We start from the raw sequence: 25,049 nt of genomic DNA, 5'->3' as shown, positions 1-25,049 counted from the left end.
CCTACCGCCGAACTGGACTTTGCAGATCGTTAACGGCACTCTCTTGCCGTCGTCAGGATCAGGTGCCAGGGATATGTTCAAAGGTGTTTTTCTTGCACTGATCAGCGTCGCGACGTTGCTGTCAGGAGCCGCCCGGGCCGACGATGCACCGGCCTATTCGATGGTCCTTCTGACCGAAAACTTCCCCCCTTACAACATGGCCACCGACGGCAAGAATTTCGCCCAGGAAGCCAACATCAAGGGCATCGCCGTCGAAGTGGTGCGCGAGACCTTCAAGCGCGCCGGTATCGGCTACAACATGACCCTGCGCTTCCCTTGGGATCGCATCTACAAACTGGCGATGGAAAATCCCGGCTATGGCGTCTTTGTGACTGCGCGATTGCCCGAGCGCGAAACGCTCTTCAAGTGGGTCGGCCCCATTGGCCCCGACGACTGGATTCTGCTGGCGCGGGCTGACAGCCCAATCCAGCTGAGCACGCTTGAGGCCGCGCGGTCTTACCGAATCGGGGCCTACAAGGGCGACGCCATCGCAGTGGAGCTTGCGCGTCAGGGCATGAAGCCGATCACCGTGCTCAGCGACAAAGACAACGCCAGGAAGCTGGTCGATGGTCAGCTCGATCTGTGGGCCACCGGCGATCCGGCGGGGCGGTACCTGGCGCGGCAGGAGGGCATTACGGGATTGAAGACCGTGCTGCGCTTCAACAGCGCCGAACTGTTTTTGGCGCTGAACAAAGACACCCCCGATGCCGTAGTCACCCGCTTGCAAAACGCGCTGGATCAGCTCCGCAAGGAAGGCGTGGCCGATTCGATTTTCGCCAAATACCTCTGATCACTTATCGGACCTCTGGCGAAGCGCCTTCGGCCTAGCGATAACGCCCGTTCTTGCCATGGCCGGCCATCGCCTCATTTCCGCGCTCAGTGACCATGTGGCGGATCTCGATCAGCTCTATACCTTGGGATTTAAGCTTGGGCAGCTCGCGCTCAAGCACGTCGAGCGTCACCGGATAGGGATGGCCGATCATTACGGCCGAGCCTTGCTTGTGAGCGAGCTTGATCGCCGTCTGAAGCTGGCCGCTAATGGCCTCTGCGGTGCGCTCGTCGTCGAGGAAGACATCCCTGGACACGCTGGCCAGCCCAATCTTCTGGGCTTCAGCCGCCGCAACGGTTTTGGCGCTGGTGCGGCTGTCGACCAGAAACAGATGACGTCGCTGCAGCTCACCTACCAGCCAGCCCATGGCCACCGGCTCAGCGGTCATGCGGCTGCCCATGTGGTTATTGATGCCAGCGGCGTAGGGGACTTTCAGCAGCGCAGCGTTCAGGCGCGATTCGAGCTCGGGCAGGGGCAGTTCGGGATGCCAGGCGTAGGGCCCGGTCGCCGGATCCATGGGCATGTGCAGCATGACCGTCTTGCCAGCCTTGTGCGCCTGGCGGGCGAAGTCGGTGGCGTGGGGGGTGTCGGGCATGATCGCCAGCGTCACGGGGCCGGGAAGGGCCAGCGCGCGGCTGTCCCGTTCAGGGTTTTGCCCGAGATCGTCGATGATCAAACTGAGATAGGCGACCTTCGGCGCTTTGCCGGCGGTCGCTGGGGATTCGACGGGCGCTGCGTGTGCAGCACCCGTTGTCACGACAAGGGCGCCAATGAGCCCGGTCAACCAGACGCGCACCTCAATTGCCGCGCGTGACACTCAAACCCTTAAGCAAGCTGAGGGCCTGGTTCATCTGGTAGTCATCGTCCTGCGGACGCGCCTTGCCAGCCTTGGCCTTGGTGGTCGGTTTGTCCGCGCCGCCGTTGCCGTTGCCCAAGTGACCGAGCAGATCGGCCTCTTTGTAGTTGTCGCCATCGGCTTCGGCGGTGAGCTTGGCGCGTTTGACTTCGATGTCCGGGTTGATGCCCTGAGCCTGAATCGAGCGGCCGTTCGGCGTGTAATACAGCGCCGTGGTGATCTTCAGCGCGCGGTCGTTGGCCAGCGGCAGAACGGTTTGCACCGAGCCTTTACCGAACGTATCGGTGCCCATCAGGATGCCGCGCTTCTGGTCTTGCAAGGCACCGGCGACGATCTCCGACGCCGAGGCGCTGCCGCCGTTGATCAGCACAACCAGAGGCACGCCTTCGCTGGCGTCGGCCGGGTCTGCCGAGAAACGCAGTTCGGAGTTGGCGATGCGGCCCTTGGTGTAAACGATCAGGCCCTTGGTCAGAAAGTGGTCAGCCACTTCGACTGCCGCCTGCAACACGCCACCCGGGTTGTTGCGCAGGTCGAGGATCAGGCCGCTCATCTTCTTGCCGTTGTCTTTGCGCAGTTTGGCCAGCGCCTTGCCGACTTCCTCACCGGTCTTGACCTGGAACTGGGTGATGCGGATGTAGCCGTAACCCGGCTCCAGCATCTGCGCCTTCACGCTCTTCACCTGAATGGTGGCGCGCGCCAGCGTCACGTCGAACGGGGTGCCGCCGTCACGTACCAGCGTGAGGGTGATTTTCTCGCCGAGCTTGCCGCGCATCTTGTCCACGGCTTCCTGCATGGTCTGGCCCTGGGTCGGCGTGCCGTTGATCTTGACGATCAAGTCGCCTGCCTCAATGCCGGCCTTGGACGCAGGGGTGTCATCGATGGGAGAGACCACCTTTACAAAGCCGTCTTCGACGCCCACTTCGATACCCAACCCGCCGAACTCGCCGCTGGTGCTTTCCTGCAGCTCCTGGAAATCTTCCGGGCCCAGGTAAGCGGAGTGCGGATCGAGGTTACTGAGCATGCCCTTGATGGCGTTTTCCAGCAGGGTCTTGTCATCTACGGGTTCGACGTACGCGGCTTTGATCCGGTCCATGACCTCGGCGAAGGTGCGCAGCTCGTCGAGCGGCAGCGGCGCCTTGATGTTCGCGGCATTGGCGGGCGCAGTGGCGGCTGGCGCAGCGGCAGGTGCGGCACCGGCAGCCTGGGCCAGAGGAGCACCGATAACGACGGCGATAGTCAGGGCCAGCGAGGTGAGGCGGGACGAAAACAGCATGTCTTACGAACTCCTGAGTGAGGTGTCGACTTATCCTTGAGTGCGACACCATTGGGCCGGATCACTAGGGCGACCCTGCTGACGAATAGCGAAATACAACGCCGGAGTGTCCTGACCGCCACCACTGTTACCGACAGTGGAGATCGCTTCTCCGGCTTTTACGACGTCACCGGCCTCTTTCAACAGGCTCTGGTTGTGACCGTACAGACTCAAATAACCATTGCCGTGGTCGAGAATGACCAGAAGCCCGGCGCCGCGCAACCAGTCGGCGAAGACCACCCGACCGCCGTGCACCGCGCGGACCTGGCTGCCTGCAGCCGCACTGATCAACACGCCGTCCCACTTGGTGCGCTCGTCATCGCCACGGCTTTCACCGAATCGCGCCAACAATCGACCATCGACGGGCCAAGGAAGTTTTCCCTTTGCTTGCTCAAAAGCGCCGCCGTACGACTGACCGGCACTGGAAACCATCGCGCCGGGCGCTTTGGTCGGGCGACGCGGGGCTTCATCGATGTCGTCCTTGCTGTTGTCTTTTTCACGGCTTTTCGCCAACGCTTCCTGCTCGCGCTGCCGTTTCTCGGCCTCTTGCTGCGCGAGCAACGCCTTCTGGCGCGCCTCTTCGGCTTCACGGGCCTGGCGGGCGAGGGTCTCCTCGATGGTCTTGAGGACTTTGGTCAGGTCGGCTTGATCCTGCTGCCGCGACTGCAGCTTCTGGTCGCGAACCTTGTAGTCCTGATTCAACTTGGCCAGCGCTACCTGCCGTTCCTGGCGCACGGTATCGAGCTGGGCTTTCTGGTCATCCAGCGAGCTCTTCTGCACCAGGAGCTGCGCTTGCTGCAGGTCGATGTCTTTCTCGACGCCGGCCAGCTGGCGCAGGGTTTCATTGAAGCTGCGCAACTGCTCCAGGCGCGCCTGGCTCAGGTAATCGTAATAGGTGAGGGTGCGGGCGAATTTCTCTGGGTTCTGCTGATTGAGCAGCAGTTTGAGGTATTCCTGGCGGCCGCTCTGGTACGCAGCGCGGGCCTGAATGGCGATCAGTCGTTGTTGTTCAACGCGTGCGCTTTGGAGTTTTTTTTTCTCCTGGTCGAGCCGTTGCAGCTCGCTTTCAGTCTTTTTTAGTTCTTTTTGCAGGGCCTCCACCTGCTTTTCCAGCTTGCCCATCTCCGTTTCAGTGGAGCGCAGGTCTTTCTGAACGCCTGACTTTTCTTCCTGCAGCTGGCTCAGCGCTTTCTTCAGTTCGGTGATGTCCTGACGCGTGGCATCCAGCTGTTTCTGCGTTTGTGCGCGATCATCGTCGGCGAAGGCCGGATTGAGCATACAAATCAAAGCGAGGGTGATCAGGGCGCGAAGCATGAGGTTGGGCGATACCAGGAGTGAAGACGGGACTAGTATGCCCGGCGGTGGCTGCAAAAAAAACGCTCGGACGACTTGGCCGTCAGACATTTCATACAAAACCGGCCCGCCAGCGACTGGCGGACCGGTTCGAGAGGCTTACTTGGCGACCAGAATCGACGTGCCGGTCATTTCTTGCGGGATTTCCATGCCGAGCAGCGTCAGCATGGTGGGCGCGACGTCCGCCAATACGCCGCCATCGCGCACCTTCAGGTCACGCTTGCCGACATAAATGAACGGCACCGGCTCGGTGGTGTGAGCGGTGTGAGGCTGGTGGGTCTCCTCGTTGGTCATCTGTTCGACGTTGCCGTGGTCGGCCGTAATCAGCGCTTCTCCGCCGACTTTTTCCAGCGCCTGGGTGATGCGCCCGACGCAGACGTCCAGGCACTCAACGGCCTTGACGGCGGCTTCCATGATCCCGCTGTGGCCCACCATGTCGCCGTTGGCGTAGTTGACGACGATCACGTCATAACGCTGATGCTCGATGGCGTCGACAATTCGGTCGGTGACTTCCGGCGCGCTCATTTCTGGCTGCAGGTCGTAAGTCGCCACTTTGGGTGAAGGGATCAGGATGCGCTCTTCGCCAGGGAAGGGTTCTTCACGGCCACCGGAGAAGAAGAACGTCACGTGGGCGTACTTCTCGGTCTCGGCGATGCGCAGCTGAGTCTTGCCGTTGTTCGACAGGTATTCGCCGAGCACGTTGTGCAGGCCGGCCTTTTCGAACGCCGCGGGTGCGTCGATGTTGGCGGCGTACTTGGTCAGCGTGACGAAGCCGGCCAGCTTGGCCTGACGGCGACGGGCGAAGTCCGCGAAATCGTCTTCGACGAATACGCGGGTCAGTTCGCGGGCGCGGTCGGAACGGAAGTTCATGAACACCACCGCGTCGCCGTCTTCGACTGTCACCGGCGCGCCGATGCTGGTGGCTTTAACGAATTCGTCGTTCTCGCCTCGCTCATAAGCGGCGTCCAGCGCGGCCTTGGCGTTGTCGGCGTGGAACTCCGAAGTGCCGTCGACGATCAGGTTGTAGGCAGCTTCGACACGGTCCCAGCGATTGTCGCGGTCCATGGCGAAGTAACGGCCGATGATCGTGGCGGTGCGACCTTTGCCCAGGCGCGCGTAGGCTGCTTCCATGGTCTCAAGGTATTGATGGGCACTGCGCGGTGGCGTGTCGCGACCATCGAGGAAGGCGTGCAAGTAGATCTTGTCGGCGCCGCGCTTGGCGGCCAGCTCGACCATCGCCACCAGGTGATCTTCATGGCTGTGAACGCCGCCATCGGACAACAGGCCGAGGATGTGCACGGCCTTGCCGGCGCCGACCGCTTGATCGACTGCTTTGCAGATGGCGGGATTTTCGAAGAACTCGCCGTCGCGGATCGCTTTGGTCACGCGGGTGAAGTCCTGATACACCACGCGGCCGGCGCCCAGGTTCATGTGGCCGACTTCGGAGTTGCCCATCTGCCCGTCAGGCAGACCGACATCCATGCCGGACCCGGAGATCAAGCCGTTTGGCATGGTCTGGTACAAGCGATCGAAGACCGGCATCTTCGCTGCGTAGACCGCATTGCCGTGGTGGCTGTCGCTGTGACCGAAGCCGTCCAGGATGATCAGAACCAAAGGTTTAGGCGTGGTAGTCATGAGTCCCACTCTTGGCTAATAGGTGAAGTAGAAAAAAGATCGACAGTTTAGGGACAAGTTCAAATCGGCAACAAGCTAAACGACGTCACTGCCGTACGGGCTTTGGCCGACCTTGGGTGCTGTGTATACTGGCCGACATTTTAACGCCCTGGAACCTGATGATGGTTGCTCACCTGATTGAATTTGCCACGAATCACTATTTGCTGACGGGTGCTTTCGTCATCCTGCTGGGCCTGCTGATCGCAACCGAGCTTAGCAAAGGCGGCCGCAGCCTGAGCACCGGCGAATTGACCGCTCTGGTCAACCGCGACGAAGCCGTTGTCATCGACGTCCGCGCCAAGAAAGACTTCACTGCCGGCCACATCGTCGGCGCGGTGAATTTCCCCCAGGACAAAATCCTGACTCGCACTTCGGAGCTGGAGAAATTCAAGCCTAAAACCCTGATCATCGTCGACGCCGCTGGCCAGCACGCAGGCCATACCGCACGCGAACTGCTGAAAGCGGGCTTCAACGCCGCCAAGCTGTCCGGTGGTATTTCGTCATGGCGCGGTGACAACCTGCCGCTGGTGAAGTGAAATGACCGACGTCGTCGTCTACTCCAGCGATTACTGCCCTTATTGCTCCCGCGCCAAGTCGTTGCTGGCGGGCAAGGGTGTCGGCTTCCAAGAGATCAAGGTCGACGGCAAGCCACAGATTCGCGCTGAAATGACTAAAAAATCCGGGCGTACCTCGGTTCCGCAGATCTGGATCGGCCCGGTCCATGTTGGCGGTTGCGATGACCTGTTCGCGCTGGAGCGCGCCGGCAAGCTGGATAAGCTGCTGAGCGCCTGAATTCGAACCGGGATGTGGAAACGATGGTTTTTTGCACAGCCCGGAAGCCTACAAGACCCCAATGTAAGGATCTGAGATGACTGATCAACCGAATAACGGCGCCACTTCCAACGAAGAAGAAGCACCGCAGTTTTCCCTGCAACGCATCTACGTCCGCGACCTGTCGTTCGAAGCGCCAAAAAGCCCGGCGATCTTCCGTCAAGAATGGACCCCGAGCGTTAGCCTGGACCTGAACACCCGCCAGAAGCAGCTGGAAAATGACTTCTACGAAGTCGTGCTGACCCTGTCCGTCGAAGTGAAGAACGGCGACGAAATCGCCTTCATCGCTGAAGTCCAGCAAGCCGGTATCTTCCTGATCAAGGGCCTGGATGCCAGCTCGATGAGCCACACCCTGGGCGCGTTCTGCCCGAACATCCTCTTCCCGTACGCTCGCGAAACCATCGACAGCCTGGTTGTCCGTGGCTCGTTCCCTGCGCTGATGCTGGCCCCGGTGAACTTCGACGCCCTGTACGCGCAAGAACTGCAACGCATGCAGGAAAGCGGCGAAACGCCAACGCCTACCGTTCAGTAAGCGTTGTCGCTGCAATAAAAAAGCGCCTGTGAGGGCGCTTTTTTGTGGGCGGCATTCGGCGGTGCTGCGGGTGGGTTACTTGAACCCCAACTGCCGCCAGCCTTCATACACCGCCACTGCGACAGTATTCGACAGATTCAAACTGCGGCAACCTTCGCGCATCGGCAGGCGCAGGCGTTGGTCGCTCGACAGCGGATCCAGCACCTCCGGCGGCAGCCCTCGGCTTTCCGGGCCGAATAGGAAAGCATCGCCTTCCTGGAATTGCGCATCGTGGAAAACCCGCGAGCCCTTTGTGGTAAAAGCAAACAGCCGCGGGTGGCCGATGCTTTCAAGGCAGCTCGGCAGGTCGGCGTGACGATGCAGCGTGGCGTATTCGTGGTAATCAAGGCCGGCTCGACGCAGGCGTTTGTCATCCAGCTCGAAGCCCAGCGGCTCGATCAAATGCAGGCTGCAGCCGCTGTTGGCGCAGAGCCTGATGATGTTGCCGGTATTCGGCGGAATTTCTGGTTGAAAAAGGATCACGTGAAACATGCACGGCTCCGAACGAAAGGACGGGATGCATTCTACCCCTGAAGAAGACCCCAGGCCGAAGCTATGGCCCAAGTTTCTGGGCTCGGTGGCGATCGTTGGTGTGATGGTCGGGCTGATGATCGGCCGCGTGACGACCCCGGACCCCATCCAGCTGCAAACCGTCGAAGTGCTGCCGAACGGCGTTGCCGTGTGGTTTAACCGCGAGCCGCAGCTTCATGGTGAACACATCGACGGTGCTGTGGCGCTGCTGTTCAACGCCCAGGGTCAGGCGCAGAAAGGCGAACTGAAGCTCAACGGCAAAGACGTGCGCTGGAGAGTGCAACGAAGTGATAAAGGGCTGTTGCTGAACCTGCTGGCGGCCCGTCCTCTGCACGGCGACTGGCGCGGTGCAACCCAGGACGGGCGCTGGAGACTGGAGGTCAGTCTCCGGGAGGAATAAAAGAGGGGAATCCCCGGCCTGCCTGTACCAAGGTCCCCAAAACTGGTGATGTATAACCTATTGCAGCGTGCGTGCCAGTTTTAGGAAATTTCCGTAGGAATATTCGTAATGTCCTGCAGGAGACGGATTTAGGGCCTTTCAGCCCGCGCCTTTTATAGACGGGTATAGGGATGAGGTTCGAATCGACTTTCGGGGTTGGATAATTGGTGAGCGTTTTTGCACGCTATTCGCGCATTCTCCGAGTACGAGAGACCAAAGTGATGCACGCCAAAGCGGAGCGGCAAGGTTGCTCTTAATCTCGCCGCCTTCAGTACATATGGGTACATGAATGGTCTGTAACCTCGCTGAGCCCTAAAATTGTGGGACCGGCTTTAGCCGGGAAAGCGTCAGGCGTTACGCCGCAAATCTATAGCGCACCTGGCGGCCTCTTCCCGGCTGAAGCCGGTCCCACTAAAAGCATCGCGTGCATGCAGTGGGCTCGCTGAACCCTAAATTATGGGACCGGCTTTAGCCGGGAAGGCGTCAGGCGTTATGCCGCAAATCTATAGCGCACCTGGCGGCCTCTTCCCGGCTAAAGCCGGTCCCACTAAACGCATCAGCGCGCCTGCCGGCGTCTTATCAAAACGGCGCATCACCCAGAATCGTTGCGCGGTGCATCACGCGGCGCTGCGGACGGTAATCGTCGACTGCGTAATGCTGGGTTACGCGGTTGTCCCACATCGCCACGTCGTTTGCCTGCCAGCGCCAGCGCAGGGTGAATTCCGGACGCGTACCGTGGGCGAGCAGCAATTTCAGGATCGCCTCACTCTCGGCAGCTTCCAATTCATTGATCCGGGTGGTGAAGCCGTCGTTCACGAACAATGCTTTACGACCGCTCACCGGGTGCGTGCGAATGACCGGGTGCGACAGCGGCGGGTTCTTGCGGCGGGTCTCCTCCCAACGCGCGAGGTCTTCAGCCGTATTGCCAAAGCGCTCCAGCGGGAATGACCGGGTGAAGTCATGGGTCGCGGTGAGACCATCGAGCAACATCTGCATCGGCCGGGACAGCGCCTCGAACGCAGCGATGCCGCTCGCCCACAACGTATCCCCACCGTAAGCCGGCACCTGCTTGGCGCTGAGCACCGCGCCCAGCGCAGGGGTCGGCAGAAAGGTGACGTCGGTGTGCCAGATGGCGTTGTCGCGCACGTCGGTGACCGCGGTATCGAGGATCAGCACTTCAGGCTGTTCCGGCACGTTGGGGTAGATCGGATGGATGTGCAGGTCACCAAAGTTGGCGGCGAATCGCGCTTGTTGTTGCGGCGTGATCGGCTGATCCCGGAAGAACAGCACCTGATGATCAAGCAGCGCTTGCTCGATGGCGTTGCGTTGTTCATCGGTCAGGTCGCGGCTGAGGTCAACGCCGCTGATCTGTGCGCCCAACGCCGGGCTGAGCGGGTGTATGTCAATGCTCATGGTGTTCTCGTGTGTTCGGCGCCGAAGTGTCGGCGTAGTCAGTAATAAGGTCTTGGATTCAGTGATTCTGGCCGTGCCAGGGCACGAGCTTGCGTTGCAGTGCGCGCAGGCCCATTTCCAGCGCGAAGGCGATCAGCGCGATGACCAGAATTCCCAGCACTACTACATCGGTCACCAGAAACTGCGCGGCGGACTGGACCATGAAGCCGAGGCCACTGGTGGCGGCGATCAACTCGGCCGCCACCAGCGTCGACCAACCCACGCCGAGGCCGATGCGCACGCCGGTCAGGATGTCGGGCAGGGCGCTGGGCAGGATGACATGACGGATGAGCTGCCAGCGGCTGGCGCCCAGAGACTGAGCCGCGCGCAGTTTTGCGCTGTCGACCGTGCGCACACCGGTCGCGGTGGCGATGGCGATCGGCGCGAAGATCGCCAGATAAATCAGCAGGACCTTGGAGAATTCGCCAATGCCGCACCAGATCACGATCAACGGCAGGTAGGCCAGGGGCGGCACTGGGCGGTAGAACTCGATCAGCGGGTCGAAAATCCCGCGCGCGATTCGGTTATGACCAATGGCGATGCCGACGGGAATGGCCGTCAGCACGGCGAAGAACAGCGCCAGTCCGATGCGTTGCAGGCTCGCCCCCAAGTGCTGCCAGAGCGTGGAGTCCATGTAGCCTTTGGTCATCAACAGCCAGGCTTTTTCAAGCACAGCGGCAGGCGGCGGAAGAAACAGCGGTTCGACCCACTCAAGGGCTGTGACCAACCACCAGCCGCCCAGCAGGAAAGCGAGGGTCAGCACGCTGATGGCGCGCGTGCTCACATAGAAAGAAGAGGGCTGGCGCGGTGCTGTTTGCACCGGCGCGCGAGTGAGGGCGGGCTCCGGCGATTGATAAAGACTCATGCCCGTTGCTCCCGAATGCTTTGCCGCTGGGAAAATACCCGCGCGAGCACGTGCTCGCGGGTTTCGATGAAGCGAGGGTCGGACTTGATGGCGCGAGCCGATTCACCTGCGCTGTAGCGCTGACCGAAGTCGAGCTTCAGGTGCTCGACAATGTGACCGGGGTTGGGCGCAAGCAGAATCAGATCGGTCGACAGGAACACCGCTTCTTCAATGTCGTGGGTGATAAGGAAGACCGGTTTGGCGCTGCGTTGCCAGACTTGCAGCAGCAGTTCTTGCATCTGTTCGCGGGTGAAGGCGTCGAGGGCGCCGAAAGGTTCGTCCATCAGCAGCACGCGCGGATCGGCCGCCAATGCGCGGGCAAGGCCCACACGTTGTTTCTGCCCGCCGGACAATTCCCAGATACGGCGCTTCTCGAAGCCGGCGAGATCAACCAGCGCCAGCATGTCCCGCGCTTTGCTCTCGCGTTTTTCACGGGGGACGCCCGCCAGCTCCAGCCCGAATGCGACGTTGGCCAGTACATCCTGCCAGGGCAGCAGAGCGTCATCCTGAAACACGACGCCGCGCTCGGCGCCGGGGCCGTTCACCGGGACGCCATCAAGGGTGATGCGGCCTGCGCTTGGCGCGACGAACCCGGCAATCAGGTTCAACAACGAAGTCTTGCCGCTGCCGGATGGGCCCAGGGCAACCAGCAGTTGCTGCGGACCAAGGGTCAGGGAAATATCCGACAGCACCGGCTCGGCCGCACCGGGATACTGTGCGCTGATGCGCTCCAGCTGTAACAGGGCCATGGCATGGACTCCGCTTCTAATAGATGTGCGTCAACGGCATGGCTGTCGAAGCCGGCTCGGTATCGGGTGGACGCCTTCGCTTACTGGGTGACGAACTTCGCGCTCACGTAAGGGGTGTAATCGGCCAGGACGGCGTCGACCTTGCCTTGTTCCTTGAGGAACGCTGCGGTCTTGGTGATGGCGTCGGTGGTTGGCGCGCCCAGTTCAGTTACCTGATCAGCCGCCAGCGGGTAGACGTTGCCCTGCAACAGGCCCGGGATGTCGCCAGGTTTGGCGCCGGAGAGTTTCACCAGCTTGTCGACGTTGCTGGCATCGGCCAGCCAGGCGGCAGGGTCCTTGCGGTAGGCGGCGTAGGCTTCCAGAGTGGTTTTGGCGAAGGCTTTGACGACCTCAGGATGCTTGTCGGCGAAGTCCTTGCGCACGATCCACGCATCAAAGGTCGGCGCGCCGACTTTCGCCAGCTCGCCCGAGGTGATCAGCACTTTGCCTGTCTCCTTGGCCACGCCGAGCGCCGGGTCCCAGACGTATGTGGCGTCGATGTCACCGCGCTTCCATGCCGCCGCAATGGCCGGTGGGGCGAGATTGAGGATGGTCACTTTCGCCGGGTCGATTTTCCAGTACTTCAGGGCAGCGAGCAGGCTGTAGTGGCCCGTCGATACGAACGGCACGGCGATCTTCTTCCCGATCAAATCCTGTGGGCCGTTGATGCCGGAGCCATTACGCGCAACCAGCGCCTCGGCAGCGCCGATCTGGGTGGCAATAAGGAACGTTTCCACCGGTACTTTGCGCGTTGCCGCCGCGGTGAGAGGGCTGGAGCCGAGGTAGCCGATCTGGACGTCACCCGACGCGATCGCCGTGATCACGTCCGCGCCATTATCGAATTTGCGCCATGAAATCTTCGAGCCCGTCGCCTTTTCATAGGCGCCATCAGCCTGAGCGACTTTCGCCGGATCCACGGTGGTCTGGTAGGCGACGGTGAATTCAGCGGCCTGGGCGAAGAGTGCCGAGCCGGCAAGCGACAAGGCGGCCAGGACGCGTAGGGGTTTGAGCAGTTTCATGGTGACGCTCCGTAGAAAGGCACACCGCCTTCGAATGCCGCAGAGCCTAAATGATCTAAGAAAGTCGAAATAAATAACCTTTTGGAATTTGCTTAGTGTTAATTCCTATACGCGCGGGCTTGATGGGTGAGCATCGTGAGAGGAAAAACACCGAGCTCATGGACGATTCATCGAATCGTCACAATTTGTAAATACGATCGCGACGCCTGTTCAGCGATGTACCTGCAGGGATGGGGCGTTTCTCAAGGACTGATCTGGATGGATGCACGATACGGCGCCGAGTTTTGCCGTGGTTTTCTCCCCGATGAGGTTTTTTCTGGCTTCGTCAGAAAACAGACGGGGAGCAGGGTGACAACTGCAACGTTTGCGACTACCGGAAAAGAAATTCCATGTATTTCAGTCGGTTGGAGAGGCAATTCTCACCCGATTTCGCAGGACGACCGTGACTTACCGGTCAAGTTCCGGTCGTACGTCACCGCTAAACATATCGATCTGACGAACGGCATCGAAATATGTTTTGGGAATTAGGGATTAGGGCCGATACACTCCGCAACGGACGGCTGAAACGGCTTGTGACATATAACTGCTTGGCATAAAAGCAGGTCTAACAAGTCTTTTTAGGTTTAAAGGATTTCCCTTACCTTGCAGCCAGCTGTACCGCGGTCTAGTCAATTAGTCTTGGGGCCATTGACTCGCCGAGTCAGGTCCGGCGCTAATCGCGCATCCTCGGTTTTGAGCCTTAGGCTCTAGCCCGGGAACTACAAAAATTAGATTCATGAGGAGCGATACACAATGAAGAAGTCCACCCTGGCCTTGGCCGTATACGCAGGTGTCTTGGCTACTCAGGCCGGTGCAGCTGGTTTCCTGGATGACAGCAAAGCGACACTCAGTTCCCGTACTTTGTATTTCGAAGGTGATCCGCGCGAGCCGTCGTCGACTGGCGCCAAAGGGCAAGACCAGCGTCAGACCACTCAGGGTTTCCTGTTCAACTTTATCTCGGGTTACACCCCGGGTACTGTTGGGTTCGGCCTCGACGTTCAGGGCATGTACGGCATCAACCTGAGCGGCGGTATCGACAACCGTGCCGCTAACGGCAGTACTGCGAACACCGTTTCCCCTACAACTTCCGACGGTACGCCGGTGGCTGACTGGGCTCGCGCTGGGGCCAACGCCAAGGTCAAAGTCTCGAAGACCGAGTTGAAAGTCGGTAACGCTCTGCAGCCTAACCTGCCGATCCTCGTATCGAACGACGGTCGTCTGCTGCCGCAGACCTTCCAAGGTGGCATCGTCACTTCCAAGGAACTCGACGGTCTGACACTGACCGCCGGTAAGCTGACCCAAGCTGCCGGTCGTGCTTCCAGTAACTACGCTGACATGTCCTTGGCCGGTGGTTACAAAGGTTCGAACAACTTCCAGTTCGCAGGCGGCGACTACAAAGTCACCAAAGACCTGACCGTTCAGTACTACTACGCGAACCTTGAAGACTACTACAAGCAGCACTTCCTGGGCCTGGTCCACATCCTGCCGATCGCAGAGGACCAGTCGTTCAAGACCGACCTGCGTTACTTCCACAGCACCTCCGATGGCAAGAACGCCCATCAGGAAGTCAACACCGGCTATCGCTTCTCCAACGGCTACAGCAAAGACGGCCAGGGCGAAGTTGACAACGACACCTGGACTGCCATGTTCACCTACACCCTGGGTGGCAACGCATTCCTCTTGGGTTACCAGTCGGTGAGCGATGACGGCGGCATGCCGGTCATGAGCAACGGCAACGTTACCCGCAACAACCTCTCCAATGGTCGTAACGAAGGTGAAGGCGGTAACAGCGTTTACCTGTTCACCGACAGCATGATCACCAACTTCACCCGCGCCGGTGAGCAGACCAAGTTCGGTCAGTACTCGTATGACTTCGCACGCCTGGGCGTCCCTGGTCTGAAAGCTGCCATCGCTTACCTGTATGGCGATCAGATACGTCTGCAGAACGCATCGCTGGGTCGTGGTTCGGAGTGGGAACGTGACATGCGCATCGACTACGTGTTCCAGGACGGCTTCATGAAAGGCTTCGGCGTTACAGTTCGTCGCGCGAACCTGCGCTCCGATACCGATCTGTACGCTTCGCAGCAGAATACCGACCAGACTCGTGTGGTCCTCAACTACACCTACGCGTTCAAATAAGCGTGATGTGTTGAAAAGAGCCCCGCTTCGGCGGGGCTTTTTTATGCCTGAAACAATGTCATCCAGCACCAATCGTTCCTTTTGTTTTCAGATGCTGGGATGCACAGTGATTCATACCTCACCATCCAAGGAGCACGACTGAATGGGCCTCAAACTCGGCGACATCGCACCCGACTTCGAACAGAACTCCAGCGAAGGGCCAATCAAGTTTCATGAATGGCTGGATGGCAAATGGGCGGTATTGTTCTCGCATCCTGCCGACTTCACCCCGGTATGCACCACCGAGCTGGGCTTCACCGCAAAACTCAAAGACGAATTCGACAAGCGCAACGTCAAGGCGATTGCCCTGTCAGTGGACTCGGCCGAATCCCACACCCAGTGGATCGGCGACATCAACACCACGCAGAACACCCTTGTGAACTTCCCGATCCTGGCGGACGAAGATCGCAAGGTTTCCGAGCTCTATGACCTGATTCACCCCAATGCCAGCGAAACCCTGACGGTGCGTTCGCTGTTCGTGATCGATCCGAACAAGAAGGTGCGCCTGACCATCACCTACCCGGCCAGCACCGGTCGCAACTTCCACGAGATCCTGCGGGTAATCGATTCGCTGCAGCTGACCGACAACTACAAAGTCGCCACGCCGGCTAACTGGAAGGATGGTGAAGACGTTGTCATCGTGCCGTCGATCAAAGACGAAGCAGAGATCAAGGAACGCTTCCCTAAAGGCTATACCGCCGTTACCCCTTACCTGCGCCTGACGCCACAACCGAATCGCTGATACACCGGTTTCAACCATGACATTCGGGCCGATTTATCGGCCCTTTTTTTGTGCTGTGAACGCTGAACATGTTGGATATTTACGAGGGTTCTGACACAGCGCTATCGCACAGCCAACACAGCCCATGTGGGAGTGAGCTTGCTCACGAATGCTGTATTCCAGCCGCCGCGAATTTCAGTGCATGTATCGGCCGATTCGCGAGCAAGCTCGCTCCCACGGGATCGCGTATTACCGAAGAGCTAAACAATCTGTATATTCCTTTTGGTGCTAACCAAATGAATAAATATGATTTTAGAGAATAACTGTCCCCTGTTATGGTCTCTCCGTCCTGGCGAGATCGCCGGCAATGAATCCCTTTCCGCCTTACTGGTCCGCCATCGGACGAGCAGGTGCCACCTGTTAGCTACACACCAAAGGAGCGTGCCATGGGCACCGTTATTTTGCGTCGAAGCCTGGTCGCTCTGTTTGTTGCGGCGGTTTCCTTCGGCGTCCTTACTCAGGCCCAGGCCGATACCTTGCGCATCGGTTACCAGAAATACGGCACGCTGGTATTGCTCAAGGCAAAAGGGTCGCTCGAGAAAAAACTCGCCGACCAAGGCGTGCAGGTTCAGTGGACCGAGTTTCCCGGTGGTCCGCAGTTGCTTGAAGGCCTGAACGTGGGTTCGATCGACTTCGGCGTGACGGGCGAAACACCGCCTGTCTTTGCCCAGGCCGCTGGCGCTGATCTGCTGTACGTCGCCTCCGAGCCGCCGGCGCCCACCAGCGAAGCGATTCTGGTGCCCAAGGATTCGCCGATTACCTCGGTCAAAGACCTCAAAGGCAAGAAAGTCGTCCTCAACAAAGGCTCCAACGTGCACTACCTGTTGGTGCGCGCGCTGGAAGACGCCGGCCTGAAGTACACCGATATCCAGACCGTTTTCCTGCCGCCTGCCGATGCGCGTGCGGCCTTCGAGCGCGGCAGCGTCGATGCCTGGGTGATCTGGGATCCGTACCAGGCTGCCGCCGAGCAGCAGCTTCAAGCCAAGACACTGCGCGACGGCAAAGGCATCGTCGACAACAACCAGTTCTACCTGGCGACCAAACCCTATGCGCAGCAGCATCCCAAGGTGATTCAGACCCTGGTTGAAGAAGTGCGCGCGGTCGGCGATTGGTCCAAGGCCAACCCGGAAGAGGTGACCAAACAGGTCGCGCCACTGCTCGGCCTGCCGGAAGACATCACCCGCACGTCGGTGAAGCGTCAGGGCTACGGCGCCTCGTTCATCACGCCTGAAACCGTCGCCGCGCAACAAAAAATCGCCGACACCTTCTATCAGCTCAAGCTGATCCCTAAACCGTTGCGTATCGCTGATGTGATCTGGACGCCACCCGCTGCTGTCGCGAAAGCCCAGTAAGCCCGGCATTGGAAGGAGACAACTCCATGAGCGTGGAAAAAATCACCCACAGACTGGCGCCCTGGTTGCTACCGGTCCTGTTGTTGGCGATATGGCAACTGGCGGTCACCGCGGGCTGGCTGTCGACCCGCATTCTGCCGGCGCCGAGCGCTGTGATTGAGGCCGGCGTCACGCTGGTGCGCAGCGGGGAAATCTGGACTCATCTGGCGATCAGTGGCTGGCGTGCCGGGATCGGCTTTGCCATTGGCGGCGGGATCGGCCTGGCTCTGGGCTTCATCACCGGGCTGTCGAAATGGGGCGAACGCCTGCTGGACAGCTCCGTACAGATGATCCGCAACGTGCCCCACCTGGCGCTGATTCCGCTGGTCATCCTGTGGTTCGGCATCGACGAGACCGCGAAGATATTTCTGGTCGCGCTCGGCACGCTGTTCCCGATTTACCTGAACACGTACCACGGCATTCGCAACATCGATCCGGCGTTGGTGGAGATGTCCCGCAGCTACGGTTTGAGCGGCTTCGGACTGTTCCGCCATGTGATTCTGCCGGGCGCGATGCCTTCGATTCTGGTCGGCGTGCGGTTCGCGCTGGGCTTCATGTGGCTGACCCTGATCGTCGCGGAAACCATCTCGGCCAGCTCCGGCATCGGCTATCTGGCGATGAACGCCCGAGAGTTTTTGCAGACCGACGTTGTGGTGCTGGCGATCGTGCTTTACGCCGTACTCGGCAAATTGGCAGACCTCGCGGCGCGTGGTCTGGAACGGGTCTGCCTGCGTTGGCACCCGGCGTATCAAGTGGCTAAAGGTGGCGCGCAATGAGCAATCTCCAACAACCGGCAAACCTGTTGCGCGGGATTCCCTTGCAGGTCCGCAAGCTGAAAAAAACCTTCGGCTCGCGGGAAGTACTGAAAGACATCGATCTGCACATCCCGGCCGGCCAGTTCGTCGCCGTCGTGGGCCGAAGCGGCTGCGGCAAGAGCACATTGCTGCGCCTGCTGGCGGGCCTCGATCAGCCGTCGAGCGGCCAACTGCTGGCCGGTAACGGCTCGTTGGCGGATGCGCGGGAAGACACGCGACTGATGTTCCAGGAAGCGCGCTTGCTGCCCTGGAAAAAGATCATCGACAACGTCGGCCTTGGCCTCAGCGGCGACTGGCGTGGCAAAGCGTTGGAAGCGCTGGAGGCCGTGGGTTTGGCCGAGCGTGCCAACGAATGGCCGGCGGCGTTATCGGGTGGGCAAAAACAACGGGTGGCGCTGGCCCGTGCGCTGATTCACCAGCCGCGCTTGTTGTTGCTCGATGAACCCCTTGGCGCGCTGGATGCCCTGACCCGAATCGAGATGCAGCAACTGATCGAAAACCTGTGGAAGAAGCATGGTTTCACGGTGTTGCTGGTGACCCACGACGTCAGCGAAGCGGTCGCCATTGCCGACCGGGTCTTGCTGATTGAAGAGGGCCGCATCGGTCTTGACCTGCAGGTTGATCTGGCCCGTCCGAGGGCACGCGGCTCTTACCGACTGGCCGCGCTGGAAACCGAAGTGCTCAACCGCGTGTTGTCGCTACCAGGCAATCCGCCCGACCCCGAACCGACTTCACCGCTGCCCACGCAACTGCGTTGGGCCAACTAACTCCAGAGGCAATCCTGCCCCCGGAACTGATCTCACAAAGGAAGCCTTACCATGACTATCAAAGCCATCAACGTGCGTAACCAGTTCAAAGGCACCATCAAGGAAATCGTCACCGGTGACGTGCTGTCCGAGATCGACGTGCAGACCGCGTCGGGCGTCGTCACTTCCGTCATCACCACTCGCTCCGTCAAAGAGCTGGAACTGGTGGTCGGCAGCGAAGTGATCGCGTTCGTGAAGTCCACCGAGGTGTCGATCGCCAAGTTGTGATCGATGCTGGATCCCAAGCGATCTCCCACAACTCCAGCGTCTGACTCGGGCTTCGGGCTGGTCGAGGACTTGTGGGAGTGAGCTTGCTCACGAATGCGGTGGGTCAGTAATAGTTAGGCTGTCTGACAGAATGCTTTCGCGAGCAAGCTCGCTCCCACAAATTCTGTGCTGGTTCCGCAACTCTGGTTGGACCGGGGACTTGTGGGAGTGAGCTTGCTCACGAATGCGGTGGGTCAGCAACAGTTAGGCTGGCTGACAGAATGCTTTCGCGAGCAAGCTCCCACAGGTCCTCCGAACTAGCCGAAATATCGAGTCAGCCCACCATCCTGTGGGAGTCGAGCTTGCTCGCGAAGGTTTAGCTTCAGCCACCGAGAAAGTGGCTGAATGCCCCGGCCTCTTCGCGAGCAAGCTCGCTCCCACAAATTCTGTGCTGGTTCCGCAAACTCTGGTTGGACCGGGGACTTGTGGGAGTGAGCTTGCTCACGAATGCGGTGGGTCAGCAACAGTTATGCTGGCTGAGCTGGCCTAATGACCCCGGACACCTCAATGGGGGAAACTGTACCCATTGAGGAACGATCATGACCAAGAAATACAGAAAATTCGATGCAGCCTTCAAGCTTGATGTCTGCAAGCTCATCGTCGACCAGGGGCAGAGCGTGAACTCGGTCTGTCTTGACATGAATCTGAGTGATACGGCAGTGCGTCGTTGGGTTGAGCAATATAAGGCCGAGCTGTTAGGCGGGCCGGGTATTGGTAATCCATTGACCAGTGAGCAGCAGCGAATTCGTCAGTTGGAGCAGCAGATTCGGCAGCTAAAAATGGACAACGACATCCTAAAAAAAGCCACGGCCTTCTTTGCCCGCGAATTGAAGTGATCCATCAACTGGTTCACCAATTACATCGCAAGGCCTACCCGGTGGCTCATATCTGCCGGGTTTTGCGGATCAGTCGTTCCGGGTTCTATGAAGCTCGCCAACGTTGCCAGAAACCCAAGCCCATCTGCACTGCAGCGGCCATGGTCAAGGCGACATTCGAGTCCAAAGAACACTGCTACGGTAGCCGCCGCGTGCTGGGCGCGCTGCGTGATGAAGGTGTTTCCATCGGTCGTTTCAAGGTTCGTCGCCTCATGAAACAACAGGGTCTGCGCCCGATCTGGAAGCGCAAGTTTATCCACACAACCGACAGTAAACACAACTTGCCGGTTGCTGAAAACCTGCTCAACCGCCAGTTCAACCCCAAGGCAATCAATCAGTCATGGGTCGCGGACATCACCTACATACGCACACGAAGCGGTTGGGTCTATCTGGCTGCGGTTATGGACCTGTTTTCACGCAAAATCGTCGGCTGGGCCATGGCACCCCATATGCGCGCCGAGCTGGTGACCAGCGCGATGCAACTGGCCATTGCTCAAAGGCAGCCTGAACCGGGCCTGATTGCCCACTCGGACAGAGGCAGCCAGTACGCGGGAGCTGCTTATCAATCGCTGCTGACTCGCAATGGGATGCGTTGCAGCATGAGCCGAAAAGGTAATTGCTGGGACAATGCAGTGATGGAGCGCTTCTTCCTGAACCTAAAGATGGAGCGCACCTGGAGAAAGGATTACGCCAACCACGGCGAAGCAATAAAGGACATCACTGATTACATCGTGCGGTTCTATAACGAGGGGCGATTGCACTCGACGTTGGGCAACATGACGCCCAATCAGTACGAGCGGCAAGCGGTCTGACAATCACCGATTGAGGTGTCCGGAAAAAGTTGACCACTTCAGGCTGACAGAATGCTTTCGCGAGCAAGCTCCCACTGGTCCTCCGAACTAGCCGAAATATCGAGTCAGCCCACCATCCTGTGGGAGTCGAGCTTGCTCGCGAAAATTTAGCTTCAGCCACCGAGAAAGTGGCTGAATGCCCCGGCCTCTTCGCGAGCAAGCTCGCTCCCACAGGTTTAGCGTCTGACTCAGGCTTCGGGTTGGTCGAGGACGTGTGGGCGTGATCGGGGTGGCACCCCCACAACTGACCTGCGTTATTGCTCGATTAACCGCTTCGGCAAATACGGCGGCAAGTACAACCCCAGATACGCATCAAACACCCGCAATCCTTCCTCGGCCATGCGCGGGGTAATCGCGTTGTGCAGTTGCACCGAGCGCGCGTACACCCGGTCGGCCAGTTCCAGCGCCAGGGCAAACACCTCAACATCATCGGGCAGCGTCGGCAGTTGGAAATGCCGGGCGAACAGCGCGTGCATGAGGTTGCCCAGTTCAATGTCGTGCTGACGATCCGCCTGAGTGACTTCGGTCAAACCGTGCTGGGCGAGGATCAGCTGTCGCGCGGCAGCGTCGTCGCTGTAAATCGCGAGCATGCGCGACTCCACCACATGGGACAGGTCTCGCCACTGGTTCAATTGATCATGATCGATGGGCTGCTGCAGGCTTTCGCGAAACGCCTCGTGGACATCGGCCGTCAGCGCTTCCAGCAACGCCGGAACGCTGGCGAAGAAGTGATACACGGAGGAGGGCGGAATCTCGGCCCGCTCGGCGACGCTGTAGATGGAAAGGCTCGCCACGCCGTCCGAGGCCAGCAGCCCACGTGCGGCATCGAGGATCGAGTCGATCCGCGCCTGACTGCGTGCACGCGGTTTGCGGGGTGGGGCAAGGCGGGTCATCGGCGCTCTCTCGGTCGGTGGCGCGGGCATTCTACAGTGGCAGCCGGGAGAATGAAAAACGCCACCGATTCTCTCGAAAAGGTGGCGTTTTCGTAACTCGTGCAGCCATCAAACCGTGTGCAGATACCAGTTGTATTCAAGGTCGGAGATGGAGTGCTCGAACTCCTCCAGCTCACTTTCCTTGCACGCAACGAAGATATCGATGTACTTCGGATCGATGTACTTGGCCATGACTTCGCTGTCGTCCAGCTCGCGCAGTGCATCACGCAGGTTGTTCGGCAAGCTTTGCTCGTTCTGCTCGTAGGAGTTGCCTTCCACGGGCGGACCGGGCTCGATCTGGTTGGTCAGGCCATGGTGAATGCCTGCCAGCACCGATGCCATCAGCAGATACGGGTTGGCATCCGCACCGGCAACCCGGTGCTCGATACGTACCGAGTCGGCCGTCCCGGTAGGCACGCGCACGGCCACGGTGCGGTTATCCAGACCCCAGCACGGCGAGTTTGGAACGTAGAACTGAGCACCAAACCTGCGGTACGAATTGACGTTCGGACAAAGGAACGCCATCTGCGCGGGCAGGGTCTCGAGCACACCGCCGATCGCATGACGCAATGCGGCGTTCTGCTCGGGATCCTCGCTGGTGAAGATGTTTTTGCCATCGCGATCAAGGATCGAAATGTGCACGTGCAGACCGTTACCCGCCTGGCCTGGATACGGCTTGGCCATGAAGGTGGTGTCCATCTCATGGTCGTAGGCGATGTTCTTGATCAGGCGTTTGAGCAGTACCGCGTAATCACAGGCTTTCAGGGCGTCGGCAGTGTGGTGCAGGTTCACTTCGAACTGCGCCGGAGCACTTTCCTTGACGATCGCGTCGGCCGGAATGCCTTGCTCTTTTGCACCTTCCAGAATGTCCTGGAGGCAGTCGACGTACTCGTCCAGGTCGTCGATCAGGTAAACCTGTGTCGAGTGCGGACGTTTGCCTGAGATCGGTGAGCGCGGCGGTTGCGGACGGCCGTTCACGTTTTCCTGATCGATCAGGTAGAACTCAAGCTCGAATGCAGCGCAGATGGTCAGGCCCATCTCGTCGAACTTGCTGACAACCTGGCGCAGCACTTCGCGCGGATCGGCGAAGAAGGGCGTGCCTTCCAGCTCGTGCATGGTCATCAGGAGTTGTGCGGTAGGACGCTTCTGCCAAGGCTCATTGCAGAGAGTGTCGGGGATTGGATAGCAGATTCGGTCAGCGTCACCGATGTCCAGACCCAGACCGGTGCTTTCCACCGTCGAGCCGTTGATATCCAGTGCGAATAGGGAAGCTGGGAGGTTGATGCCTTTTTCGTAAACCTTATGAAGGCTGGTGCGTTCGATGCGCTTGCCGCGCACCACTCCATTCATATCTGCAATCAGAAGGTCAACGTATAGAACCTCAGGATGTTCCTTAAGGAACGCGTTCGCTTCGTTGAGCTGAACGGCACGCGGGGGTACCGACATGATGCAACACCTTTGTTGTTGAAAATATCAATCATCGAGCATTACGGGTTTCAGTCAATCCGAAAGGCCAGACGAAGTCAAGGGAGCCCTGATTTGCCCTAAAAGGGCGCCAAACAGCTATTTTCGCCGCACTTTAGGGCAAATGTTGTGCGCCAAAGGTCATGCAAACTGCGGGTTTGAGCAGGGCGTGTTTTATTTTTTACGGGTGTGTTGTGGAAAAAAATGAACAACGCTAAGCTCGATTGCAACCCATAACAGCAATAATACCGGGGGTCTCATGCTTCGCCTTCCGCTGATCGGCCTCACCGCCTGCACTCAGCCATTCGGGCACCTGCTTTTTCACATCACATGCTTTCAGTGTAGCGGCCCATTCAGCGCGCCGGGCACTGCGCATGCCTCTGTGCGGCACCTCGACACCTTACTCTTTATCCGCGCAGCGGTTCCAGCGGGCGCGTCTTTTGCTTCCGCTGACGTATCCGGCCCTGACTTTCCGCGGCATCCGCCGCCGCGCTTTTTGCACAAGCACGACTATCTTTGAGTCTTCCAGGCAATTGGCGATGCCTGTGGAAAACGAGCAGCACCATAACGCCAGCGCTTCAAAGAACGCCTGACCGCCATGACGGCGACCAGGAATTAAAACCCTGAGGTATTTATGAGTACCAACCTCGACCAGCTCACCGATTGGTTGAAAGAACACAGGATTACCGAAGTCGAATGCATGATCGCCGACCTCACCGGTATCACACGGGGCAAGATTTCACCGACCAACAAGTTCATTGCTGAAAAGGGCATGCGCTTGCCGGAAAGCGTACTGCTCCAGACCGTGACGGGCGATTACGTCGAAGACGACATCTACTACGAATTGCTGGACCCCGCAGACATCGACATGTTCTGCCGTCCTGACCAGAGCGCGGTGTTTCTGGTGCCCTGGGCCATCGAGCCAACTGCGCAGGTGATTCACGACACCTACGACAAGCAAGGCAACCCCATCGAGCTGTCCCCGCGCAACGTCCTCAAGAAAGTCCTCAAGCTCTACGCTGATCAAGGCTGGCAGCCGATTGTGGCGCCGGAGATGGAGTTCTACCTGACCAAGCGCAGCGACGACCCCGACTACCCGCTGCAGCCACCGGTGGGTCGCTCGGGTCGTCCGGAAACCGGTCGTCAGTCGTTCTCCATCGAAGCCGCCAACGAATTCGACCCGCTCTTCGAAGACGTCTACGACTGGTGCGAACTGCAGAACCTAGACCTGGACACGCTGATTCACGAAGACGGCACCGCGCAGATGGAAATCAACTTCCGTCACGGCGACGCGCTGTCTCTGGCGGACCAGATTCTGGTGTTCAAGCGCACCATGCGCGAAGCCGCCCTCAAGCACGATGTGGCCGCGACCTTCATGGCCAAGCCCATGACCGGCGAGCCCGGCAGTGCGATGCACCTGCACCAGAGCATCATCGACATCGAGACCGGCAAGAACATCTTCTCCAATGAGGACGGCACGATGAGTCAGCTGTTCCTGCAGCACATCGGCGGTCTGCAAAAGCTGATCCCCGAGCTGTTGCCGCTGTTCGCGCCCAACGTCAACTCGTTTCGCCGCTTCCTGCCGGACACCTCCGCACCGGTGAACGTGGAGTGGGGCGAAGAAAACCGCACCGTTGGCCTGCGCGTTCCGGATGCCGGGCCGCAGAACCGCCGTGTGGAAAACCGTCTGCCCGGCGCCGATGCCAATCCGTATCTGGCCATCGCCGCCAGCCTGTTGTGCGGTTTCATCGGCATGGTCGAGGGCCTCAACCCCAGCGCCCCCGTCGTCGGTCGCGGTTACGAACGCCGCAACCTGCGCCTGCCGTTGACCATCGAAGACGCGCTGGAGCGCATGGAAAACAGCAAGACGGTCGAAAAGTACCTCGGCAAGAAATTCATCACCGGCTACGTCGCGGTCAAGCGCGCCGAGCACGAGAACTTCAAGCGTGTGATCAGTTCGTGGGAGCGGGAATTCCTGCTCTTTGCCGTCTGACGTTCCGGGGCGTCGTGGATTCCAGTGGATCCACGGCGCCCCACACGCGATACCTGACT

General features: G+C 59.4%; 24 protein-coding genes. 13 read left to right on the top strand and 11 right to left on the bottom strand.

Features of this window, described 5'->3' with window-relative positions:
• Positions 1 to 73: 73 nt before the first annotated feature.
• Entirely contained in the window at positions 74 to 829 is a 756-nt protein-coding gene (locus ABEH28_RS06610; RefSeq protein ID WP_346629449.1) for an ABC transporter substrate-binding protein, read from the top strand.
• A gap of 34 nt (positions 830 to 863) precedes the next feature.
• Here the strand turns inward: ABEH28_RS06610 and ABEH28_RS06605 are convergent, their stop codons facing one another.
• The 4 genes from ABEH28_RS06605 to gpmI form a co-directional block, all read right to left on the bottom strand.
• Positions 864 to 1,664 (bottom strand): divergent polysaccharide deacetylase family protein, encoded by an 801-nt coding sequence (locus ABEH28_RS06605; protein WP_346629448.1) that lies wholly within the window; start codon positions 1,662 to 1,664, stop codon positions 864 to 866.
• 1 nt (position 1,665) lies between these two features.
• Positions 1,666 to 2,997 carry a S41 family peptidase gene (locus ABEH28_RS06600; protein WP_192171289.1) on the bottom strand — a complete coding sequence of 444 codons (1,332 nt, stop codon included), beginning with the start codon at positions 2,995 to 2,997 and terminating at the stop codon, positions 1,666 to 1,668.
• A 30-nt stretch (positions 2,998 to 3,027) separates the two neighbouring features.
• Positions 3,028 to 4,350, bottom strand: a complete 1,323-nt coding sequence (locus tag ABEH28_RS06595; RefSeq protein ID WP_346629447.1) for a murein hydrolase activator EnvC — start codon at positions 4,348 to 4,350, stop codon at positions 3,028 to 3,030.
• 138 nt (positions 4,351 to 4,488) lie between these two features.
• Positions 4,489 to 6,024, bottom strand: a complete 1,536-nt coding sequence (gene gpmI, locus ABEH28_RS06590; protein ID WP_346629446.1) for a 2,3-bisphosphoglycerate-independent phosphoglycerate mutase — start codon at positions 6,022 to 6,024, stop codon at positions 4,489 to 4,491.
• Positions 6,025 to 6,185: 161 nt separating this feature from the next.
• Here gpmI and ABEH28_RS06585 point away from each other — a divergent pair, with 161 nt between their 5' ends.
• The 3 genes from ABEH28_RS06585 to secB all read left to right on the top strand — a co-directional run bounded on the left by ABEH28_RS06585 (position 6,186) and on the right by secB (position 7,426).
• Positions 6,186 to 6,599, top strand: a complete 414-nt coding sequence (locus ABEH28_RS06585; RefSeq protein ID WP_346629546.1) for a rhodanese-like domain-containing protein — start codon at positions 6,186 to 6,188, stop codon at positions 6,597 to 6,599.
• 1 nt (position 6,600) lies between these two features.
• A complete protein-coding gene (gene grxC, locus ABEH28_RS06580) occupies positions 6,601 to 6,855 on the top strand; it encodes a glutaredoxin 3 (protein ID WP_192171286.1) in 255 nt (84 codons plus the stop codon).
• Positions 6,856 to 6,931: 76 nt separating this feature from the next.
• Entirely contained in the window at positions 6,932 to 7,426 is a 495-nt protein-coding gene (gene secB / locus ABEH28_RS06575) for a protein-export chaperone SecB (protein ID WP_192171285.1), read from the top strand.
• 75 nt (positions 7,427 to 7,501) lie between these two features.
• Here the strand turns inward: secB and trmL are convergent, their stop codons facing one another.
• Entirely contained in the window at positions 7,502 to 7,957 is a 456-nt protein-coding gene (gene trmL / locus ABEH28_RS06570) for a tRNA (uridine(34)/cytosine(34)/5-carboxymethylaminomethyluridine(34)-2'-O)-methyltransferase TrmL (RefSeq protein WP_192171284.1), read from the bottom strand.
• Here trmL and ABEH28_RS06565 point away from each other — a divergent pair.
• Positions 7,956 to 8,396 carry a hypothetical protein gene (locus ABEH28_RS06565; protein ID WP_192171283.1) on the top strand — a complete coding sequence of 147 codons (441 nt, stop codon included), beginning with the start codon at positions 7,956 to 7,958 and terminating at the stop codon, positions 8,394 to 8,396. The two genes, trmL and ABEH28_RS06565, sit on opposite strands and share 2 nt — an antisense overlap.
• Positions 8,397 to 9,014: 618 nt before the next feature.
• Here ABEH28_RS06565 and tauD read toward each other — a convergent pair.
• From tauD to tauA, 4 genes are all read right to left on the bottom strand, one after another.
• Positions 9,015 to 9,848, bottom strand: coding sequence for a taurine dioxygenase (gene tauD, locus ABEH28_RS06560; protein WP_346629445.1), 834 nt, complete (start codon positions 9,846 to 9,848; stop codon positions 9,015 to 9,017).
• A gap of 58 nt (positions 9,849 to 9,906) precedes the next feature.
• Positions 9,907 to 10,707, bottom strand: coding sequence for a taurine ABC transporter permease TauC (gene tauC, locus ABEH28_RS06555; RefSeq protein ID WP_342345353.1), 801 nt, complete (start codon positions 10,705 to 10,707; stop codon positions 9,907 to 9,909).
• A 41-nt stretch (positions 10,708 to 10,748) separates the two neighbouring features.
• Positions 10,749 to 11,540: a taurine ABC transporter ATP-binding subunit gene (gene tauB, locus ABEH28_RS06550; protein WP_346629444.1), complete on the bottom strand. Its 792-nt coding sequence runs from the start codon at positions 11,538 to 11,540 to the stop codon at positions 10,749 to 10,751.
• An 80-nt stretch (positions 11,541 to 11,620) separates the two neighbouring features.
• Positions 11,621 to 12,598 carry a taurine ABC transporter substrate-binding protein gene (tauA, locus tag ABEH28_RS06545; RefSeq protein ID WP_346629443.1) on the bottom strand — a complete coding sequence of 326 codons (978 nt, stop codon included), beginning with the start codon at positions 12,596 to 12,598 and terminating at the stop codon, positions 11,621 to 11,623.
• 792 nt (positions 12,599 to 13,390) lie between these two features.
• Between tauA and ABEH28_RS06540 the strand changes: the two genes are divergently transcribed.
• The 7 genes from ABEH28_RS06540 to ABEH28_RS06510 all read left to right on the top strand — a co-directional run bounded on the left by ABEH28_RS06540 (position 13,391) and on the right by ABEH28_RS06510 (position 20,562).
• On the top strand, positions 13,391 to 14,776 hold the full coding sequence (locus ABEH28_RS06540) for an OprD family porin (protein WP_192171278.1): 1,386 nt from the start codon (positions 13,391 to 13,393) through the stop codon (positions 14,774 to 14,776).
• A 142-nt stretch (positions 14,777 to 14,918) separates the two neighbouring features.
• Positions 14,919 to 15,557: a peroxiredoxin gene (locus tag ABEH28_RS06535; RefSeq protein WP_346629442.1), complete on the top strand. Its 639-nt coding sequence runs from the start codon at positions 14,919 to 14,921 to the stop codon at positions 15,555 to 15,557.
• 425 nt (positions 15,558 to 15,982) lie between these two features.
• Entirely contained in the window at positions 15,983 to 16,948 is a 966-nt protein-coding gene (locus ABEH28_RS06530) for a sulfonate ABC transporter substrate-binding protein (protein ID WP_346629440.1), read from the top strand.
• 26 nt (positions 16,949 to 16,974) lie between these two features.
• Positions 16,975 to 17,763, top strand: coding sequence for an aliphatic sulfonate ABC transporter permease SsuC (gene ssuC / locus ABEH28_RS06525; RefSeq protein ID WP_192171275.1), 789 nt, complete (start codon positions 16,975 to 16,977; stop codon positions 17,761 to 17,763).
• The gene (gene ssuB / locus ABEH28_RS06520; protein WP_172610395.1) at positions 17,760 to 18,569 is read left to right on the top strand and encodes an aliphatic sulfonates ABC transporter ATP-binding protein; all 810 of its coding nucleotides are present in this window, start codon (positions 17,760 to 17,762) and stop codon (positions 18,567 to 18,569) included. Before ssuC ends, ssuB begins: the two co-directional genes overlap by 4 nt.
• A 51-nt stretch (positions 18,570 to 18,620) precedes the next feature.
• Entirely contained in the window at positions 18,621 to 18,836 is a 216-nt protein-coding gene (locus ABEH28_RS06515) for a TOBE domain-containing protein (RefSeq protein ID WP_037016233.1), read from the top strand.
• Between the two features lie 578 nt (positions 18,837 to 19,414).
• Positions 19,415 to 20,562, top strand: a protein-coding gene (locus ABEH28_RS06510; protein WP_192175175.1) for an IS3 family transposase whose coding sequence is annotated in 2 segments (ribosomal slippage) — positions 19,415 to 19,670 and positions 19,670 to 20,562 — 1,149 coding nt in all. Because the reading frame shifts where the segments join, the coding sequence is not laid out codon by codon here.
• Positions 20,563 to 20,855: 293 nt separating this feature from the next.
• On the opposite strand, the gene ABEH28_RS06505 is transcribed toward ABEH28_RS06510, so the two are convergent.
• Entirely contained in the window at positions 20,856 to 21,494 is a 639-nt protein-coding gene (locus ABEH28_RS06505; protein WP_346629439.1) for a TetR/AcrR family transcriptional regulator, read from the bottom strand.
• A 108-nt stretch (positions 21,495 to 21,602) separates the two neighbouring features.
• Positions 21,603 to 22,979: a glutamine synthetase family protein gene (locus tag ABEH28_RS06500; protein WP_065987362.1), complete on the bottom strand. Its 1,377-nt coding sequence runs from the start codon at positions 22,977 to 22,979 to the stop codon at positions 21,603 to 21,605.
• Between the two features lie 652 nt (positions 22,980 to 23,631).
• Between ABEH28_RS06500 and ABEH28_RS06495 the strand changes: the two genes are divergently transcribed.
• The gene (locus ABEH28_RS06495; protein WP_037016227.1) at positions 23,632 to 24,990 is read left to right on the top strand and encodes a glutamine synthetase family protein; all 1,359 of its coding nucleotides are present in this window, start codon (positions 23,632 to 23,634) and stop codon (positions 24,988 to 24,990) included.
• The last annotated feature ends 59 nt before the right edge of the window (positions 24,991 to 25,049 follow it).

This window comes from Pseudomonas sp. Ps21-P2 (genome assembly GCF_039672565.1).
GTDB lineage: Bacteria > Pseudomonadota > Gammaproteobacteria > Pseudomonadales > Pseudomonadaceae > Aquipseudomonas.
This window is presented reverse-complemented; position numbering and strand designations above follow the sequence as displayed.

Coding starts and splice junctions, on each gene's coding strand:
- ABEH28_RS06610 (WP_346629449.1), top strand. CDS start 74: ATGTTCAAAGGTGTTTTTCTTGCACTGATCAGCGTCGCGACGTTGCTG.
- ABEH28_RS06600 (WP_192171289.1), bottom strand. CDS start 2,997: ATGCTGTTTTCGTCCCGCCTCACCTCGCTGGCCCTGACTATCGCCGTC.
- ABEH28_RS06595 (WP_346629447.1), bottom strand. CDS start 4,350: ATGCTTCGCGCCCTGATCACCCTCGCTTTGATTTGTATGCTCAATCCG.
- gpmI (WP_346629446.1), bottom strand. CDS start 6,024: ATGACTACCACGCCTAAACCTTTGGTTCTGATCATCCTGGACGGCTTC.
- ABEH28_RS06585 (WP_346629546.1), top strand. CDS start 6,186: ATGGTTGCTCACCTGATTGAATTTGCCACGAATCACTATTTGCTGACG.
- grxC (WP_192171286.1), top strand. CDS start 6,601: ATGACCGACGTCGTCGTCTACTCCAGCGATTACTGCCCTTATTGCTCC.
- secB (WP_192171285.1), top strand. CDS start 6,932: ATGACTGATCAACCGAATAACGGCGCCACTTCCAACGAAGAAGAAGCA.
- ABEH28_RS06565 (WP_192171283.1), top strand. CDS start 7,956: ATGCACGGCTCCGAACGAAAGGACGGGATGCATTCTACCCCTGAAGAA.
- trmL (WP_192171284.1), bottom strand. CDS start 7,957: ATGTTTCACGTGATCCTTTTTCAACCAGAAATTCCGCCGAATACCGGC.
- tauD (WP_346629445.1), bottom strand. CDS start 9,848: ATGAGCATTGACATACACCCGCTCAGCCCGGCGTTGGGCGCACAGATC.
- tauB (WP_346629444.1), bottom strand. CDS start 11,540: ATGGCCCTGTTACAGCTGGAGCGCATCAGCGCACAGTATCCCGGTGCG.
- tauA (WP_346629443.1), bottom strand. CDS start 12,598: ATGAAACTGCTCAAACCCCTACGCGTCCTGGCCGCCTTGTCGCTTGCC.
- ABEH28_RS06540 (WP_192171278.1), top strand. CDS start 13,391: ATGAAGAAGTCCACCCTGGCCTTGGCCGTATACGCAGGTGTCTTGGCT.
- ABEH28_RS06535 (WP_346629442.1), top strand. CDS start 14,919: ATGGGCCTCAAACTCGGCGACATCGCACCCGACTTCGAACAGAACTCC.
- ABEH28_RS06530 (WP_346629440.1), top strand. CDS start 15,983: ATGGGCACCGTTATTTTGCGTCGAAGCCTGGTCGCTCTGTTTGTTGCG.
- ssuC (WP_192171275.1), top strand. CDS start 16,975: ATGAGCGTGGAAAAAATCACCCACAGACTGGCGCCCTGGTTGCTACCG.
- ssuB (WP_172610395.1), top strand. CDS start 17,760: ATGAGCAATCTCCAACAACCGGCAAACCTGTTGCGCGGGATTCCCTTG.
- ABEH28_RS06515 (WP_037016233.1), top strand. CDS start 18,621: ATGACTATCAAAGCCATCAACGTGCGTAACCAGTTCAAAGGCACCATC.
- ABEH28_RS06505 (WP_346629439.1), bottom strand. CDS start 21,494: ATGACCCGCCTTGCCCCACCCCGCAAACCGCGTGCACGCAGTCAGGCG.
- ABEH28_RS06500 (WP_065987362.1), bottom strand. CDS start 22,979: ATGTCGGTACCCCCGCGTGCCGTTCAGCTCAACGAAGCGAACGCGTTC.
- ABEH28_RS06495 (WP_037016227.1), top strand. CDS start 23,632: ATGAGTACCAACCTCGACCAGCTCACCGATTGGTTGAAAGAACACAGG.